Genomic DNA, 13,586 nt, shown 5'->3' with positions numbered 1-13,586 from the left:
ATCCGAAAAAACTTGGCGCTACCCCCGCCAAGTTTTTTTATTTGTCAAAGCATAGGACAATCCACTGAAACAATAAACCTAACTAGTGGTAAACGGTTAACACAGAAAGGAACATTCAGTGCCGAATACTTCTGACACTGCTGCACCAGGTTAGGCGGAAAATTCTCTTTGGAACGATTACGTATTTCATTCAAATTGTTTTATCACTTCTATCTGACTGCCAAGAGGTATGGCCGCGTGGAATTTCACCTGCACATCAAAAAGAAGGTTTTGACAAAGTTGCAAAAAGGTATTGTTATGCTGCAAGAATTCGAAAAAAATCTTAATTGTGTGCATGACATTCAAAAAAAGCCTCAAACTAAAGAAAAATCGTTTTTTTCGTTTTTTTTCTTTACTTAAATTCGACAGTGAAAATGCCATCCTGTCCGACTTTATGGTATGATGCTCAATAGAACTTGTATTATAATAAATACTTGTTGATTTGAAGTTGCTTTTTGAAAGGAGTCTTTTTTTAGAATGTCACAATTAATGGGTATCATCACACGGCTGCAAAGTCTGCAAGAAACAGCGGAAGCGGCTAACGAGCCAATGCAGCGTTATTTCGAAGTGAATGGTGAGAAAATATGCAGTGTTAAATATTTCGAAAAAAATCAAACGTTTGAACTGACGGTTTTCCAAAAAGGTGAAAAACCTAACACATATCCGTTTGATAATATCGACATGGTTTCAATCGAAATTTTTGAACTTCTTCAGTAAGATTCCTGAAATAGGAGGAAGGAAGCTTCCGCCTTTGCAAAAGTAATCGAAATAAACATGTAAGGAACATACTTGTTTCATGGTTGTAAATCCTTGAAAAGGAGTGTCGTGATGGCTGATTCTTTTCTGTTTTATAATCTTTCAGAAGCACAGATGACCTTTCAAGATGTGATGGAACGGCTTAAATCCTTTGTTCAAAAGGATCCCCGTTCTTCTTATGTGTTATCGATCGGAACCGATTCACAGGTTTACCGTGATTACACAAAGTTTATTACCGCATTGCATTTGCATCGTACAGGCAAGGGAGCTTGGGGCTGCTTGAAAAATCATACAGTCAACAGACCCATACATAGCCTTCGGGAAAAGATTTCGTTAGAAACGGCCTACAGCCAAGAAACGGCCGCTCATATTCTTGATGGACACTTAATGGATATTACCGATCTGCTCCTGCCCTTTGCCGGTGAGGGGGCGGATCTTACCTTTGAAGTCCACTTGGATATTGGGAAAAAAGGGCTTACAAAAGATCTGATCCAAGAAATGACAGGACGTATCACTTCCATGGGGATTGAGGCCAAAATAAAGCCGGATTCATACACTGCATTCAGCTATGCAAATCGTTTCACAAAATAATTCTGGCTGAAATGCCAAGGGGAATGTCGAATTATGCGGTTGACGTTTGTTTTCTGATTACTTATTCTAGCGGTAGAGCTGAAAGTAAGTTGTCTTGCTTTCAGAGGTATTCAGTATAAAACAGGGGGCCTGATTGCGAATGAGTCTTATCGGTGAACGATTTACAGAAGAAGAACAAAAACTTCTGCTGAATATCCTGATCAACCATGAGTATGCCATCGAGCTATTAAGCAGTGAGATCAACGATATAGAGACAGGGACCAAAAACGTTGACGGAACCACCTACAAAAAACTTGTAACGCTATACGACCGATTTCGATTTGAAAATTAATGGAACACCCTATAATTGATACTCCACAAAGAGTATCTTTTTTATTGAAAGGAAACTTTTCGACAAATACTGATAAAGTTTATATTATTGCAATATAGGGAATGTATTGATGATGAAAATGAAAAGGGGTCGAAAACATGATAAGCTTACAATCAGATCAGCTTCTTGAGGCAACAGTCGGACAATTTATGATTGAGGCGGACAAAGTAGCGCACGTGCAAGTCGGAAATAACCTTGAGCACGCATTATTAGTACTGACAAAAACCGGATACACAGCCATCCCGGTTCTGGATCCTTCCTATCGTTTACATGGATTAATCGGGACAAATATGATCATGAACAGTATTTTTGGACTTGAAAGAATTGAGTTTGAAAAGCTTGACCAAATTACTGTTGAGGAAGTCATGTTGACTGATATTCCGCGCCTTCATATCAATGATCCGATTATGAAGGGATTCGGCATGGTCATTAATAACGGATTTGTTTGTGTTGAAAATGACGAGCAGGTGTTTGAAGGAATTTTTACGAGAAGAGTCGTTTTAAAGGAATTGAATAAGCACATACGCTCATTGAATAAGTAGGCTTTAAGGCCTATTTTTATTATATTGACAGAGCAAAAAAGAAAGCGCATACATAATTTAAATGAGAATAGGGCTTGAATCAGAAACTAAGGTTTTATTAGAATGGGAGATAAGAAAAACTTATTGATAATAAAAAGGAGGACGACATGCAGCTTCAAGAGCTTCATATGCTCGTAGTTTTAGCTGAGGAATTAAACATGAGAAAGGCGGCGGAACGGCTTTTCGTATCTCAGCCGGCTTTATCTCAGCGCTTACAAACCATTGAAAAGGCCTGGGGCACAAAAATCTTTTTAAGATCCCAAAAAGGATTAACGGTAACGCCGGCCGGGGAGAAAATCATTCAGTTTGCGAATGATGTAACATTAGAGCAGGAAAGAATAAGAGAAAATATTGATGAACTTGAAGGTGAAATTCACGGCACATTGAAGCTTGCCGTCGCCTCTATAATCGGTCAGCATTGGCTCCCTAAAGTCCTGAAGACGTATGTTGAAAAGTATCCGAATGCAAAGATCTCGCTCATAACCGGGTGGAGCAGCGAAATGCTGAAAAGCTTATATGAGGATCAGGTTCATATCGGCATAATAAGAGGCAACCCTGAGTGGAAGGGCCGCAAAGATTACTTAATGACAGATCATCTGTATTTAGTAGATACTGAAATTTCCTGCATCGAAGATATTGCCCATACAGAACGGCCGTTTATCCAGTTTAAAAGTGACAGCACTTATTTTCAGGAAATACAGCACTGGTGGCACCAAAAATTTAAAACGTCGCCAAAACAGACGATATTGGTTGATCAGATTGAAACGTGCAAACAGATGGCGCTGCACGGAATCGGTTATGCCATTTTGCCGTCTGTTACCCTTCAAAATGAAGATAAAGTGAATAAAATGCCTCTGTTAGACCTGAAAGGGCATCCGATCGGTCGGGATACATGGTTATTAGGCTATGAGCCTGCCTTTGAACTGAAACAAGTCCAAGCTTTTGTACAAGTAATAAAGGATATGCTGGATCAGGAAAATCCATTTTAAAGACAGCGATGTGCTGTCTTTTTTTATTTATATGTTGACAGTGAGAATCATTATCATTTAAAGTGATACATATGATATTGAAAATCATTATCAATTAATGAGGTGATAACATGGCTAAAGCCTTGATTACATATGCCAGCATGTCAGGAAATACAGAAGACATTGCCTTCATAATAAAAGAAACGCTTCAGGAATATGAGTTGGATATCGATTGTGTCGAGATAGACGATGCGGATGCGTCGGCTTTAACATCCTATGATTATGTACTGATTGGCACTTATACATGGGGAGACGGCGATTTGCCCTACGAAGCGGAGGATTTCTTCGAAGAGGTCAAACAGCTTCAGCTTAATGGTTTAAAAACAGCCTGCTTCGGATCTGGCGATTATTCTTATCCAAAGTTTTGCGAAGCGGTGAATTTGTTCAGTGCCATGCTGCAAGAGTCGGGAGCTGCTGTTTACCAGGAAACACTAAAAATCGAATTAGCCCCTGAAACAGATGAAGATGTGGAAAGCTGCCGAGCGTTTGCGAAAGGTTTTCTTGCATGGGCAGATTTTATAAGCAAGGAAAAAAGCCATGTTTCATAAAGGAGCAACTGCTGTCACGGCATCGGCGTTTTCTGGATATTTTGTGGCGGTACAAAGAGAAGGCATTTTTCATTATTCTATGGAGCGGGGCTGGAGAAAGCTTTTTCGTTTGAAAAGTAAGATACACTGTATCAGTTATATAGGGCCTTACTTATTTGGCGTCGGTGAAAAGGGAATGATCATTCGTTCAGCTGATGAAGGGAATACCTGGACGATGTCGAGCTTTCCGACAAATGCAACAGTGTGGGCGATTACCGGCAGAAACAACGGATTTGTCTGCGCCCATGGCAAGCATTGTATTTATGTATCGGATGATTTTGGTGTCTCATGGCGCGTAGCCAAACCTTTTGCTGAATGTGATAATCCTCCTGTTATCAGGTCGTTATGCCTGCATGGGGACAATCTTTTCATCGGCACGCAAATACACGAATATTTTGGCGGCATATGGGCTTATGACATTAAGTATGACACTGTCCAAATTGTCAAAAAAGAAAAAAAACGGATGACGGCATCCATGCTCGTGTTCAATGAAAATTGGCTGGTGGCGGCGATGGGTTCTGTGAAAGGGAAGCACGGAGCTGTCACTATACGGAATCTTTTGTCTGATGAAGAATTCACCATACAATCCAGTATGATCAGAAATGAAGAATCATTTCTTGATCTTTCAGAGGATGATGGCATTATATATGTCACTACAACACAAGATGAAAACGGTTTTTCGAGAATTTACCAGGTTGATCTCGAAGCCCGGTCATTAAAATGGTTCGATACCATTAAGGGGCATGGATGGAGAGTGGCCAATCAGAAAGAGAATTTCTTTTGTGCAGGCTTGTATGAATGTAAATTTGTCCAGCCGTACGAAGTTTCTGCAATGATTCATTAGAGGAGGAATAAAGAATTGGCGAAGATTTTGCTCGTTTATGCAACAATGTCAGGCAACACTGAAGCAATGGCAGATTTGATTGAGAAGGGGCTTCAGGAGGCGGAAGCAGAAGTGGACCGTTTCGAAGCAATGGATATTAGTGATGCCCAGCTGTTTAACAATTATGACCATATTATGATGGGAACCTATACGTGGGGAGACGGCGATCTGCCTGATGAATTTTTAGATCTGGCTGAAGACATGGATGAGATTGATTTTTCCGGCAAAACATGCGCTGTATTCGGTTCCGGTGATACAGCATATGAATTTTTCTGTGGAGCGGTTGATACGCTTGAGGCAAAAATAAAAGAACGCGGTGGCGATATTGTGCTCCCTTCGGTAAAAATCGAAAATAATCCAGAAGGTGAAGAAGAGGAAGAATTAATAAACTTCGGGAAACAATTCGCTAAGAAAAGCGGGTGCGCTGTCTGATCGCCCACCGGGAACTGCTAAAGCGGCTGTTCCTTTTTTTCTTGTCTTTGTATCTTTCCTTTGATACAGTAATGAGGTAGAAAATCAGGAGGAGGACTATACATATGAAAATGATGGACGCAAATGAAATTATTTCATTTATTCAAAATAGCACAAAATCTACACCTGTAAAGGTTTACGTGAAAGGTGAGCTGGAAGGCATCAATTTCGGCGAAGCTGCGAAAGCTTTTATCAACGGAAACACTGGTGTCGTTTTCGGTGAGTGGAGCGAAATCCAAACAGCAATTGAAGAAAACCAAAGCAAAATCGAAGACTATGTGGTTGAAAATGACCGCCGCAATTCTGCGATCCCAATGCTTGATCTTAAAAATATCAAAGCGCGTATCGAGCCGGGCGCGATCATCCGCGACCAAGTTGAAATTGGTGATAACGCAGTCATCATGATGGGCGCTTCTATTAATATCGGTTCAGTTATCGGCGAAGGCACAATGATTGATATGAACGTTGTGCTTGGCGGACGAGCTACTGTCGGGAAAAACTGCCATATCGGCGCGGGTTCTGTACTTGCGGGTGTTATTGAGCCGCCATCCGCTAAACCGGTTGTGATTGAAGACGATGTTGTCATCGGCGCAAATGCTGTTGTGCTTGAAGGCGTAACAGTAGGTAAAGGAGCTGTTGTTGCTGCTGGAGCGATCGTGGTAAACGACGTTGAGCCATACACTGTTGTAGCAGGCACACCAGCTAAGAAAATCAAAGACATTGATGAAAAAACAAAAGGCAAAACTGAAATCAAGCAGGAATTACGCCAGCTGTAAGGAAAGTTTGATAAAAAAGGCGTGGATAATATATCCACGCCTTATTCGTATAGCCAGGAGGAATGAAAAATGAAGAAAGAGGAGCTCATCGCAATCCGCAGAGATTTGCACAGGATACCGGAGCTTGGGTTTCAGGAGTTCAAAACCCAGCAGTATTTATTACAAGTCTTAGAACAATATCCCGAAGACAGAATTGAAATTGAAAAATGGCGAACAGGGCTTTTTGTAAAGGTGAACGGGACGGCGCCGGAAAAAATGCTGGCGTACAGAGCGGATATCGACGCGCTCTCCATTGAAGAGCAAACAGGTCTTCCATTCGCATCAGAGCATCCCGGCAACATGCACGCCTGCGGACATGATTTGCATATGACGATTGCGCTCGGCATTATTGATCATTTTGTTCACCATCCAGTCAAACATGATTTGCTTTTTCTGTTCCAGCCGGCAGAGGAAGGGCCTGGCGGTGCGGAACCAATGCTTGAGAGCGATGTATTAAAAAAGTGGCAGCCTGATTTCATCACTGCGCTTCATATTGCACCAGAGCTTCCGGTAGGCACCATTGCGACAAAAAGCGGCCTTCTATTTGCGAATACATCAGAGCTTGTCATCGATCTGGAAGGCAAAGGGGGACATGCGGCATATCCGCATTTGGCTGAGGATATGGTTGTAGCGGCAAGTACACTTGTCACCCAGCTGCAAACGATCATCTCTAGAAACACAGATCCGCTAGACAGCGCTGTTATTACAGTTGGTACCATTACCGGAGGCTCGGCACAAAATATCATTGCCGAAACGGCCCACCTGGAAGGCACGATTCGCACGCTTTCTGAAGAATCGATGAAACAGGTAAAGGAACGGATTGAAGATATAGTGAAAGGAATCGAAATTGGATTCCGCTGCAAAGGAAAAGTGACTTATCCGTCTGTATATCACCAAGTTTACAATTCGAGCGGACTGACAGAAGAATTTATGTCTTTTGTTGCTGAACATCAACTGGCAACAGTAATAGAAGCAAAAGAAGCAATGACTGGGGAGGATTTTGGCTACATGCTGAAAAAATATCCCGGCTTTATGTTCTGGCTCGGCGCTGATTCTGAACACGGGCTTCATCACGCTAAGCTGAACCCCGATGAAAATGCGATAGAAACAGCGGTTAATGTCATGACCGGTTATTTTTCTGTTTATGCCAATTAAGTACAAATGAAAGAATAAAATTCCATAAAATGAGCACTCTAGTAAACGGAGGTGTTCAATAATGGCTAAAAAAATTGGAATTGAACAATCGTTATCAGATGTAGAAGCTGCTTTAAAAGAAAAAGGATATGACGTTGTAATGATGAAAAGCCCTGCCGATGCACAAGGCTGTGACTGCTGTGTCGTAACAGGCCTTGATAATAATGTGCAAGGGATAGCCGATACGGTAACACAAGCACCTGTCATTACAGCTTCCGGGATGACGGCTGAAGAAATTTGCAGCGAAGTTGAAAGCAGAATTCAGTAACATAAAAACCGAAGCAAAGAGCTTCGGTTCTTTTATTATTCAGTTTCTTTAGGAAAAGCGCGGTCAAGCGCGGTTTTTATTTCCTTTCTAAGCACTCGCTCGACTCGCCACTGTTCCATATTTTCTGTTTTCGCAATGACTCTGAACACAATTTCAGAAGTCCCCAGTTCTTGAATCCCGATGACATTTGGGCCTTCTTTTATTTGCGGAAGAGCGGCTGCCGTTTCATCACATACTTGCTGTAAAATGTGAATCATTTCATCAATGTTTCTTTCAGCCGGCACTTTAATGTCAACAAGTGCCTGCATGGTTCCCCGAGAATGATTGCTCACGTTTGTGATGTTTCTGTTGGGGATGTAATGCAGTGTTCCGTCAAAGCTGCGGATTTGAGTTGTTCTTAAGCCAACCTGTTCGACAATTCCGTCAAAGGTAGAAACCGTAATATAATCTCCAACATCCAATTGTTTCTCAAGCAAAATAAAAAAACCTGTCACGATGTCACTGACAAGCCCTTGGGCGCCAAATCCGACAGCCAGGCCGACGATTCCTGCCCCCGCTAAAAGAGCGCTTGGATCGTAATGAAACAAATCAAGAACCATGACGAAGAATATGAAAATCAATGTATAGGCAAATATGTTAAGAGTCAGGCTTCGGAGCGTATGTGCACGTCCGATAGACAAACTATTCTGCTCCTCGAATTTTGCAAATAGATGTTTAATGATTTTTATGCCTAATGATCGAACGATAAAATAGAGCAATATCATAATAGCAAGTTTAATGAGCAGAACACCGGCATTTGTAATAAGTCCCGCCCAATCATATTGATTAATAAAGTCCATGTTGAGCTCCTTTTCTGAATTGATTGCTGCACATTGAGACTAGATACCCTGTACATGACCATGTTAAACGTTTTATTCAAAAATGTCGAAGCCAAAGACATACATGATTTGTTAAAAATTGACTTACGAAATCTGCATTTATATAATGGTGTTGCAATATAACAAAATATGGTTAATAAACCTTTGTTTTTATGAAATGTCGACGTTTAAGCCAAACAATAAATTGGAGGGATACATATGGCAGAACGTATGGTAGGTAAACAAGCTCCTCGTTTTGAAATGGAAGCAGTCCTTGCAAGCAAAGAATTTGGCAAAGTAAGTCTTGAGGAAAACATGAAAAACGACAAATGGACGGTGTTGTTTTTCTATCCAATGGACTTCACTTTTGTTTGTCCGACAGAAATTACAGCAATGTCTGACCGCTATGACGAGTTCGAAGATCTTGATGCAGAAGTCATCGGGGTTTCAACTGATACGATTCATACTCATTTAGCTTGGATCAATACAGACCGCAAAGAAAACGGTCTTGGCCAGCTGAAATATCCGCTTGCTGCTGATACAAACCATGAGGTATCCCGTGAATATGGTGTTTTAATCGAAGAAGAAGGTGTGGCTTTACGTGGATTGTTTATTATGAATCCTGAAGGGGAGCTTCAATATCAAACTGTTTTCCATAACAACATTGGGCGTGATGTGGATGAAACGCTTCGTGTTCTTCAGGCGCTGCAGACTGGCGGACTCTGTCCGGCTAACTGGAAACCAGGCCAAAAAACACTGTAAATCTTTCTAAGAACGAAAAAGGTTTAGCATATTTGTTAGGCTTTTCTGTTTAATAGGAGGGAAATGTGCAATGAAATTACGTCAGCCAATGCCTGAATTGACGGGAGAAAAAGCTTGGTTAAATGGTGAAGTGACGAGAGAGCAATTGATCGGGGAAAAACCGACGCTTATTCATTTCTGGTCCATCAGCTGTCACTTGTGTAAAGAAGCAATGCCGCAAGTGAATGAATTTCGTGATAAATATAAAGATCAACTGAATGTTGTAGCTGTGCATATGCCCCGTTCCGAAGATGATCTTGACCTTGGTAAAATTAAAGAAACAGCTGCTGAACACGATATCATTCAGCCGATTTTTGTTGACAGTGACCATGCTTTAACCGATGCATTTGAAAATGAATATGTACCTGCGTATTATGTGTTTGATAAAACAGGACAGCTCCGTCACTTCCAAGCCGGCGGGAGCGGTATGAAAATGCTTGAGAAACGTGTGAACCGTGTTTTGGCTGAAACGGAGCAAGTATCTGAATAGTTTTTCCTAAAAACCTGATCTCATCAGGTTTTTATTTGTGCAATAAAGCAATGGAAGAAGAGTAAGAAGCTTATTTTTCCAGATTTGGGCATAGGAAATGATGATTTGTTTCATTCATACGCTAAAAAAACAGCTAATTTTTGATGTTTTTCCTCAATTTTAGATAAATCACATATCTCATAACTCGAAAATTGTAGATATTACACTAAATTTCTTTAAAGAAGTAAGTAAAATATATATTTTCAACATTATACCAAATAAACTAGAAAGCCCCTTGATCCCTTGAGAATAAAGGACTCTTTTGAAAAATAAAACATTTTCAGAAAATAAGGAATTTTTCATAGAGTAAATATAATAGTAAAATGCTAAAATAATAGTTGATAAAATTACTTTTGTAATCTAATATCTTAATTAAAGATGTTAATTTTGATAGGGGGTACATTGAGGAATGTTTAATGAAAGAGAAGCTTTGCGCTTGCGGTTAGAACAATTAAATGAAGCTGAAGTGAAAGTCATTCGTGAATATCAAATTGAACGTGATAAAATATACGCAAAATTAAGAGAGCTGGACAGAAATGGAAGCCCTTCCGAAATCAAAAAGGATTTCCGTTCTGAAAAAAAGCCTGACTCTCTGCCTGTTCTCGCTGAGCTTGCGGCTCAGGAAATCAGAAGCTATCAGCCGCAATCACAGCAGCAGTCTGTGCAGCCTCAGCTTCAATCTATTTCCTCTCTTCCTGCCGGTATACCAGACGGAACAACACGAAGAAGAAGAGGAACGGCAAGACCGGGATCAAAAGCAGCTAAGCTGCGTGAAGCTGCCATTAAAACATTAAAACGCCATAACGCGGCGATTAAAAGCTCCGAGCTTCAAAAAGAGATTGAAAAAGAAAGCGGTCTTGAAATCCCTAATATGACAACGTTTATGCAAAGCTTAATTAAAATGTACCCGGAAGTGAAAAAGCCGTATCGCGGCCAGTACATTTTAGAAGGTGAAATCGAAACTGCAGAATCAGCCGAATCAGCAAATGAATAAATATACAGAAAAACTGCTTGGCATTGCTCAAGCAGTTTTTTATTTGGTTTTTTTCTGTGAAGGTTTGTTTTCTTTTTCAAGATTAAGTTTATACACCCACTTTTGATATGGCTTTTCTTCAGCGGCCCTGTTTTTCAGCCCTTCGATTGTTTGGCTCATGGCCTGGTCTGATGATTGGGCGCGGGTAAGCTGTTTTTGAAGCACATGTATCTGTTTTGTGACATCTTCAAGGATGGTTTCTACATGATTTGGCTGCGCGTAGACCGCTGGAGCTTCTTCTGTTTTTTCTTTTTGTTTCGTGTTGCCATCAATATCGGCAAAATGAGAAGCAATCCAGGCATCGCTTTCATCAAGCTGCCGTTTATACGATATAATAGTTTCGTGAAATAATTTTTCTTTCGTTTTTTCGATGTCTAGCAGTCTTTCTTTCGTTTCTATGATTCGATCTTTCATATGATCAACTTCTATTTTAATATGTTGTAGCTGATATTCTTTTTCTACCATTTGCTCTTTTAGACGCCCGTTTTCAACTTTTATCAATTCGGCTTGCTGTTTTGCCTGAAGCAGTGCATTCTGCTCCTGCTCAATAGAGGCCTGAAGTTGGCTGATACGTTTATGAAGATTTTTATTTTCTTCTTCGATTTTGATTTTAGCAATATGAAGCTTATGTTTTTCTTCGATTTCGGCTCTGCGTTTATAGGTTTCAGCAGATAGAAGCTCCTGTAAAACAACGATTTTATCAAGCAGTTCAGCTCTTATTTGGTGCAGAGATTGGCTGGTGTGGGAGGCATGTTTTTCTTTTGTTGACATTTGTGTTAATTCGGCAGTCAATTGCTGGAGTTTTTCTTTCATATCGTTATTTTCTTTGAGCAATTTGTTATTTTTCTGGTGAAAGTAGCTTGCTTCAAGTTCAGAAATCAGCTTATGGCACCTTGAAAGCTCGGATTTTAAATAAAGGTTCTCCTGAGACACGTCGTGGAAAAAAGGACCTGATCTTTTCATTCGAACCATCTCCCTCATGATGTTAACACTACAATATGCAAATACTGAACAGCTATTCCTCTTTAATAAACAGACAAGCAGTAGCGTTGAGCCTTTGCTTTTGCTATGCTTTTAACGAACTAGAGGTGAGATGACATGAAGCATGTAAACGTACTGCTGGCAGGGGGAGCCTCGCGGCGATTTGGAGAACCGAAAGCGTTTGTCAAATGGAAGGGCAGGATGCTTTACGAATGCGCAAAAAAGGCACTTGGAGAACATACGGTTATCATCAGCCGTCCCGAATTTATAGATAGATTTCAAGAAAACGGTGAAAATGAAGTGTATCAAGATGCTGAGCCATTTCAAGGCATGGGGCCATTGGCTGGTATATATACCGCTTTTAAAAAGACCGACGGTGATCTTTATACTGTTCTTTCCTGTGACACACCGCTGATACAAAGAAGGACGATGCTGGAGCTCAAACGTCTGATGACTGCCGATACGGACGCGGTAGTCCCGATTTCAGACGGACAAATGCAGCCATTGATTGCGATTTACCACAAACGTATCATGCCGGTTCTATACGATCAGCTTTCCGAGAAAAGGCTGAGAATATCAGATTTATTAGGCAGAATGTCGGTTTGTTACGTACAGGCTGAAGATATCGGAGCAAGTCCGGCAGAGTTTATCAATATTAATACACGCGATGATTTTAGCTGTTTGGACGAAAAGTTGAACTCCTTCAGACGGGACTGACGGAGCAATAACATGATAAGATGACATAAAAGATAAGGAGAACAGGTTTGATGGAGGAACGTTATTCACGGCAGATCAGATTTAAGCAAATTGGGGAAGATGGCCAGAAAAGGCTGGCAGACAGCCATGTGCTGGTTGTCGGAGCGGGAGCGCTCGGCACTGCAAGCGCTGAAGGGCTTTCGAGAGCGGGAATCGGTACTGTTACCATTATTGACCGTGACTATGTGGAGTGGAGTAATCTTCAAAGGCAGCAGCTTTATACAGAAAGCGATGCCAAACTCCGCATGCCGAAAGCCATGGCTGCCAAAGAGCATCTATCAGCAATTAACAGCGACATACATATTGAAGCATATGTTACCGAAGGAACAGCCGAAACGCTAGAGCCGCTGATTGAAAAAGCAGATGTCGTGATCGACGCGACAGATAATTTTGAAACCCGCATGCTGATAAACGATCTTGCCCAGAAAACAAAGACACCGTGGGTCTATGGCGCCTGTGTAAGCAGCCAGGGAATGTTCATGACGGTCATTCCCGGAGAAACCCCTTGCCTGTCTTGTTTGTTTGAGCAAATTCCAGTCGGCGGGGCGACGTGTGATACTGCCGGCATTATTCCGCCGGCTGTGCATATCGTTTCAGCATATCAGCAAGCTGAGGCATTAAAGTTGTTAACAGGCCAAATAGAAGCAATACAGCGCGGTTTTGTGACATTTGATGTTTGGAACAATTCGCATATGAAGATTAACGTTGATCATGTACGCCGTGAGGATTGCCCGTCTTGCGGAACAAATGCGGTATATCCCTATCTTCAGGATTGGAACACGCCGAAAGCCGCTGTACTATGCGGCCGTGATACAGTACAGGTAAGGTCGGAATCATTAAAAAGAATCCCGAAACAGGAACTCGTTAAGCGGCTGAAGAAAATCGGCAAGGTTGAGGCTAATTCGTTTTTGCTGCATATTTTTTACGAGGATTACAGAATTGTCATTTTCAATGACGGACGGGCACTGGTGCATGGAACAAATGATGTGAAAGAAGCCAATTCCGTGTTGGCAAGAGTGATTGGATTGTAACAACAGGAGGGGTCA

The 13,586-nt window shown here is 41.3% G+C and carries 18 protein-coding genes; 16 read left to right on the top strand and 2 right to left on the bottom strand.

Annotation, left to right across the window (positions count from 1 at the left end; all coding sequences use genetic code 11):
- The first annotated feature begins 516 nt into the window (after positions 1-516).
- The 11 genes from NZD81_RS08035 (at position 517) to NZD81_RS07985 (ending at position 7,583) form a co-directional block, all read left to right on the top strand.
- Positions 517-756 carry a YkuJ family protein gene (locus NZD81_RS08035; RefSeq protein WP_003218671.1) on the top strand — a complete coding sequence of 80 codons (240 nt, stop codon included), beginning with the start codon at positions 517-519 and terminating at the stop codon, positions 754-756.
- A 111-nt stretch (positions 757-867) separates the two neighbouring features.
- Positions 868-1,386, top strand: a complete 519-nt coding sequence (locus NZD81_RS08030) for a ribonuclease H-like YkuK family protein (protein ID WP_014663792.1) — start codon at positions 868-870, stop codon at positions 1,384-1,386.
- 133 nt (positions 1,387-1,519) lie between these two features.
- Entirely contained in the window at positions 1,520-1,717 is a 198-nt protein-coding gene (gene abbA / locus NZD81_RS08025; RefSeq protein WP_010886502.1) for an AbrB antirepressor AbbA, read from the top strand.
- A gap of 137 nt (positions 1,718-1,854) precedes the next feature.
- Complete coding sequence (gene cbpB / locus NZD81_RS08020) at positions 1,855-2,298, top strand: cyclic-di-AMP-binding protein CbpB (RefSeq protein ID WP_003218674.1); 444 nt, start codon at positions 1,855-1,857, stop codon at positions 2,296-2,298.
- 146 nt (positions 2,299-2,444) lie between these two features.
- Positions 2,445-3,326: a transcriptional regulator CcpC gene (gene ccpC / locus NZD81_RS08015; RefSeq protein WP_014663793.1), complete on the top strand. Its 882-nt coding sequence runs from the start codon at positions 2,445-2,447 to the stop codon at positions 3,324-3,326.
- Between the two features lie 110 nt (positions 3,327-3,436).
- Positions 3,437-3,913: a flavodoxin gene (locus NZD81_RS08010; RefSeq protein ID WP_282374282.1), complete on the top strand. Its 477-nt coding sequence runs from the start codon at positions 3,437-3,439 to the stop codon at positions 3,911-3,913.
- Positions 3,903-4,796, top strand: coding sequence for a WD40/YVTN/BNR-like repeat-containing protein (locus NZD81_RS08005; RefSeq protein ID WP_282374283.1), 894 nt, complete (start codon positions 3,903-3,905; stop codon positions 4,794-4,796). Before NZD81_RS08010 ends, NZD81_RS08005 begins: the two co-directional genes overlap by 11 nt.
- A 15-nt stretch (positions 4,797-4,811) precedes the next feature.
- Positions 4,812-5,267, top strand: coding sequence for a flavodoxin (locus tag NZD81_RS08000; RefSeq protein ID WP_069149519.1), 456 nt, complete (start codon positions 4,812-4,814; stop codon positions 5,265-5,267).
- A gap of 104 nt (positions 5,268-5,371) precedes the next feature.
- The gene (gene dapD, locus NZD81_RS07995; protein WP_014663797.1) at positions 5,372-6,082 is read left to right on the top strand and encodes a 2,3,4,5-tetrahydropyridine-2,6-dicarboxylate N-acetyltransferase; all 711 of its coding nucleotides are present in this window, start codon (positions 5,372-5,374) and stop codon (positions 6,080-6,082) included.
- A 69-nt stretch (positions 6,083-6,151) separates the two neighbouring features.
- Positions 6,152-7,276: an N-acetyldiaminopimelate deacetylase gene (locus NZD81_RS07990; RefSeq protein WP_282374284.1), complete on the top strand. Its 1,125-nt coding sequence runs from the start codon at positions 6,152-6,154 to the stop codon at positions 7,274-7,276.
- 61 nt (positions 7,277-7,337) lie between these two features.
- A complete protein-coding gene (locus tag NZD81_RS07985) occupies positions 7,338-7,583 on the top strand; it encodes a YkuS family protein (RefSeq protein WP_003232382.1) in 246 nt (81 codons plus the stop codon).
- A 35-nt stretch (positions 7,584-7,618) separates the two neighbouring features.
- On the opposite strand, the gene mscT is transcribed toward NZD81_RS07985, so the two are convergent.
- Positions 7,619-8,422, bottom strand: a complete 804-nt coding sequence (gene mscT, locus NZD81_RS07980; protein ID WP_014663799.1) for a small-conductance mechanosensitive channel protein MscT — start codon at positions 8,420-8,422, stop codon at positions 7,619-7,621.
- 237 nt (positions 8,423-8,659) lie between these two features.
- On the opposite strand from mscT, the gene ahpA reads away from it, so the two are divergent.
- From ahpA to rok, 3 genes are all read left to right on the top strand, one after another.
- The gene (ahpA, locus tag NZD81_RS07975) at positions 8,660-9,202 is read left to right on the top strand and encodes a biofilm-specific peroxidase AhpA (protein ID WP_014663800.1); all 543 of its coding nucleotides are present in this window, start codon (positions 8,660-8,662) and stop codon (positions 9,200-9,202) included.
- A 70-nt stretch (positions 9,203-9,272) separates the two neighbouring features.
- Entirely contained in the window at positions 9,273-9,731 is a 459-nt protein-coding gene (gene ykuV, locus NZD81_RS07970) for a thiol-disulfide oxidoreductase YkuV (protein WP_282374285.1), read from the top strand.
- 448 nt (positions 9,732-10,179) lie between these two features.
- Complete coding sequence (gene rok / locus NZD81_RS07965) at positions 10,180-10,764, top strand: transcriptional regulator Rok (RefSeq protein WP_014663802.1); 585 nt, start codon at positions 10,180-10,182, stop codon at positions 10,762-10,764.
- A 39-nt stretch (positions 10,765-10,803) separates the two neighbouring features.
- On the opposite strand, the gene cse15 is transcribed toward rok, so the two are convergent.
- On the bottom strand, positions 10,804-11,766 hold the full coding sequence (cse15, locus tag NZD81_RS07960; RefSeq protein ID WP_103748822.1) for a spore protein Cse15: 963 nt from the start codon (positions 11,764-11,766) through the stop codon (positions 10,804-10,806).
- A 135-nt stretch (positions 11,767-11,901) separates the two neighbouring features.
- On the opposite strand from cse15, the gene NZD81_RS07955 reads away from it, so the two are divergent.
- Both NZD81_RS07955 and NZD81_RS07950 read left to right on the top strand, forming a co-directional pair.
- Positions 11,902-12,501 carry a molybdenum cofactor guanylyltransferase gene (locus tag NZD81_RS07955; RefSeq protein WP_147771844.1) on the top strand — a complete coding sequence of 200 codons (600 nt, stop codon included), beginning with the start codon at positions 11,902-11,904 and terminating at the stop codon, positions 12,499-12,501.
- Between the two features lie 50 nt (positions 12,502-12,551).
- The gene (locus tag NZD81_RS07950; RefSeq protein ID WP_069838841.1) at positions 12,552-13,571 is read left to right on the top strand and encodes a molybdopterin-synthase adenylyltransferase MoeB; all 1,020 of its coding nucleotides are present in this window, start codon (positions 12,552-12,554) and stop codon (positions 13,569-13,571) included.
- The last annotated feature ends 15 nt before the right edge of the window (positions 13,572-13,586 follow it).

Origin of the sequence: Bacillus sp. B.PNR1 (genome assembly GCF_030386235.1) — a bacterium.
Taxonomy (GTDB): Bacteria; Bacillota; Bacilli; order Bacillales; family Bacillaceae; genus Bacillus; species Bacillus stercoris.
Note: the sequence above shows the minus strand (reverse complement) of the source record. Positions and strands in the feature narration are given on the sequence as shown.

Coding starts and splice junctions, on each gene's coding strand:
- NZD81_RS08035 (WP_003218671.1), top strand. CDS start 517: ATGTCACAATTAATGGGTATCATCACACGGCTGCAAAGTCTGCAAGAA.
- NZD81_RS08030 (WP_014663792.1), top strand. CDS start 868: ATGGCTGATTCTTTTCTGTTTTATAATCTTTCAGAAGCACAGATGACC.
- cbpB (WP_003218674.1), top strand. CDS start 1,855: ATGATAAGCTTACAATCAGATCAGCTTCTTGAGGCAACAGTCGGACAA.
- ccpC (WP_014663793.1), top strand. CDS start 2,445: ATGCAGCTTCAAGAGCTTCATATGCTCGTAGTTTTAGCTGAGGAATTA.
- NZD81_RS08010 (WP_282374282.1), top strand. CDS start 3,437: ATGGCTAAAGCCTTGATTACATATGCCAGCATGTCAGGAAATACAGAA.
- NZD81_RS08005 (WP_282374283.1), top strand. CDS start 3,903: ATGTTTCATAAAGGAGCAACTGCTGTCACGGCATCGGCGTTTTCTGGA.
- dapD (WP_014663797.1), top strand. CDS start 5,372: ATGAAAATGATGGACGCAAATGAAATTATTTCATTTATTCAAAATAGC.
- NZD81_RS07990 (WP_282374284.1), top strand. CDS start 6,152: ATGAAGAAAGAGGAGCTCATCGCAATCCGCAGAGATTTGCACAGGATA.
- NZD81_RS07985 (WP_003232382.1), top strand. CDS start 7,338: ATGGCTAAAAAAATTGGAATTGAACAATCGTTATCAGATGTAGAAGCT.
- mscT (WP_014663799.1), bottom strand. CDS start 8,422: ATGGACTTTATTAATCAATATGATTGGGCGGGACTTATTACAAATGCC.
- ahpA (WP_014663800.1), top strand. CDS start 8,660: ATGGCAGAACGTATGGTAGGTAAACAAGCTCCTCGTTTTGAAATGGAA.
- ykuV (WP_282374285.1), top strand. CDS start 9,273: ATGAAATTACGTCAGCCAATGCCTGAATTGACGGGAGAAAAAGCTTGG.
- rok (WP_014663802.1), top strand. CDS start 10,180: ATGTTTAATGAAAGAGAAGCTTTGCGCTTGCGGTTAGAACAATTAAAT.
- cse15 (WP_103748822.1), bottom strand. CDS start 11,766: ATGAAAAGATCAGGTCCTTTTTTCCACGACGTGTCTCAGGAGAACCTT.
- NZD81_RS07955 (WP_147771844.1), top strand. CDS start 11,902: ATGAAGCATGTAAACGTACTGCTGGCAGGGGGAGCCTCGCGGCGATTT.
- NZD81_RS07950 (WP_069838841.1), top strand. CDS start 12,552: ATGGAGGAACGTTATTCACGGCAGATCAGATTTAAGCAAATTGGGGAA.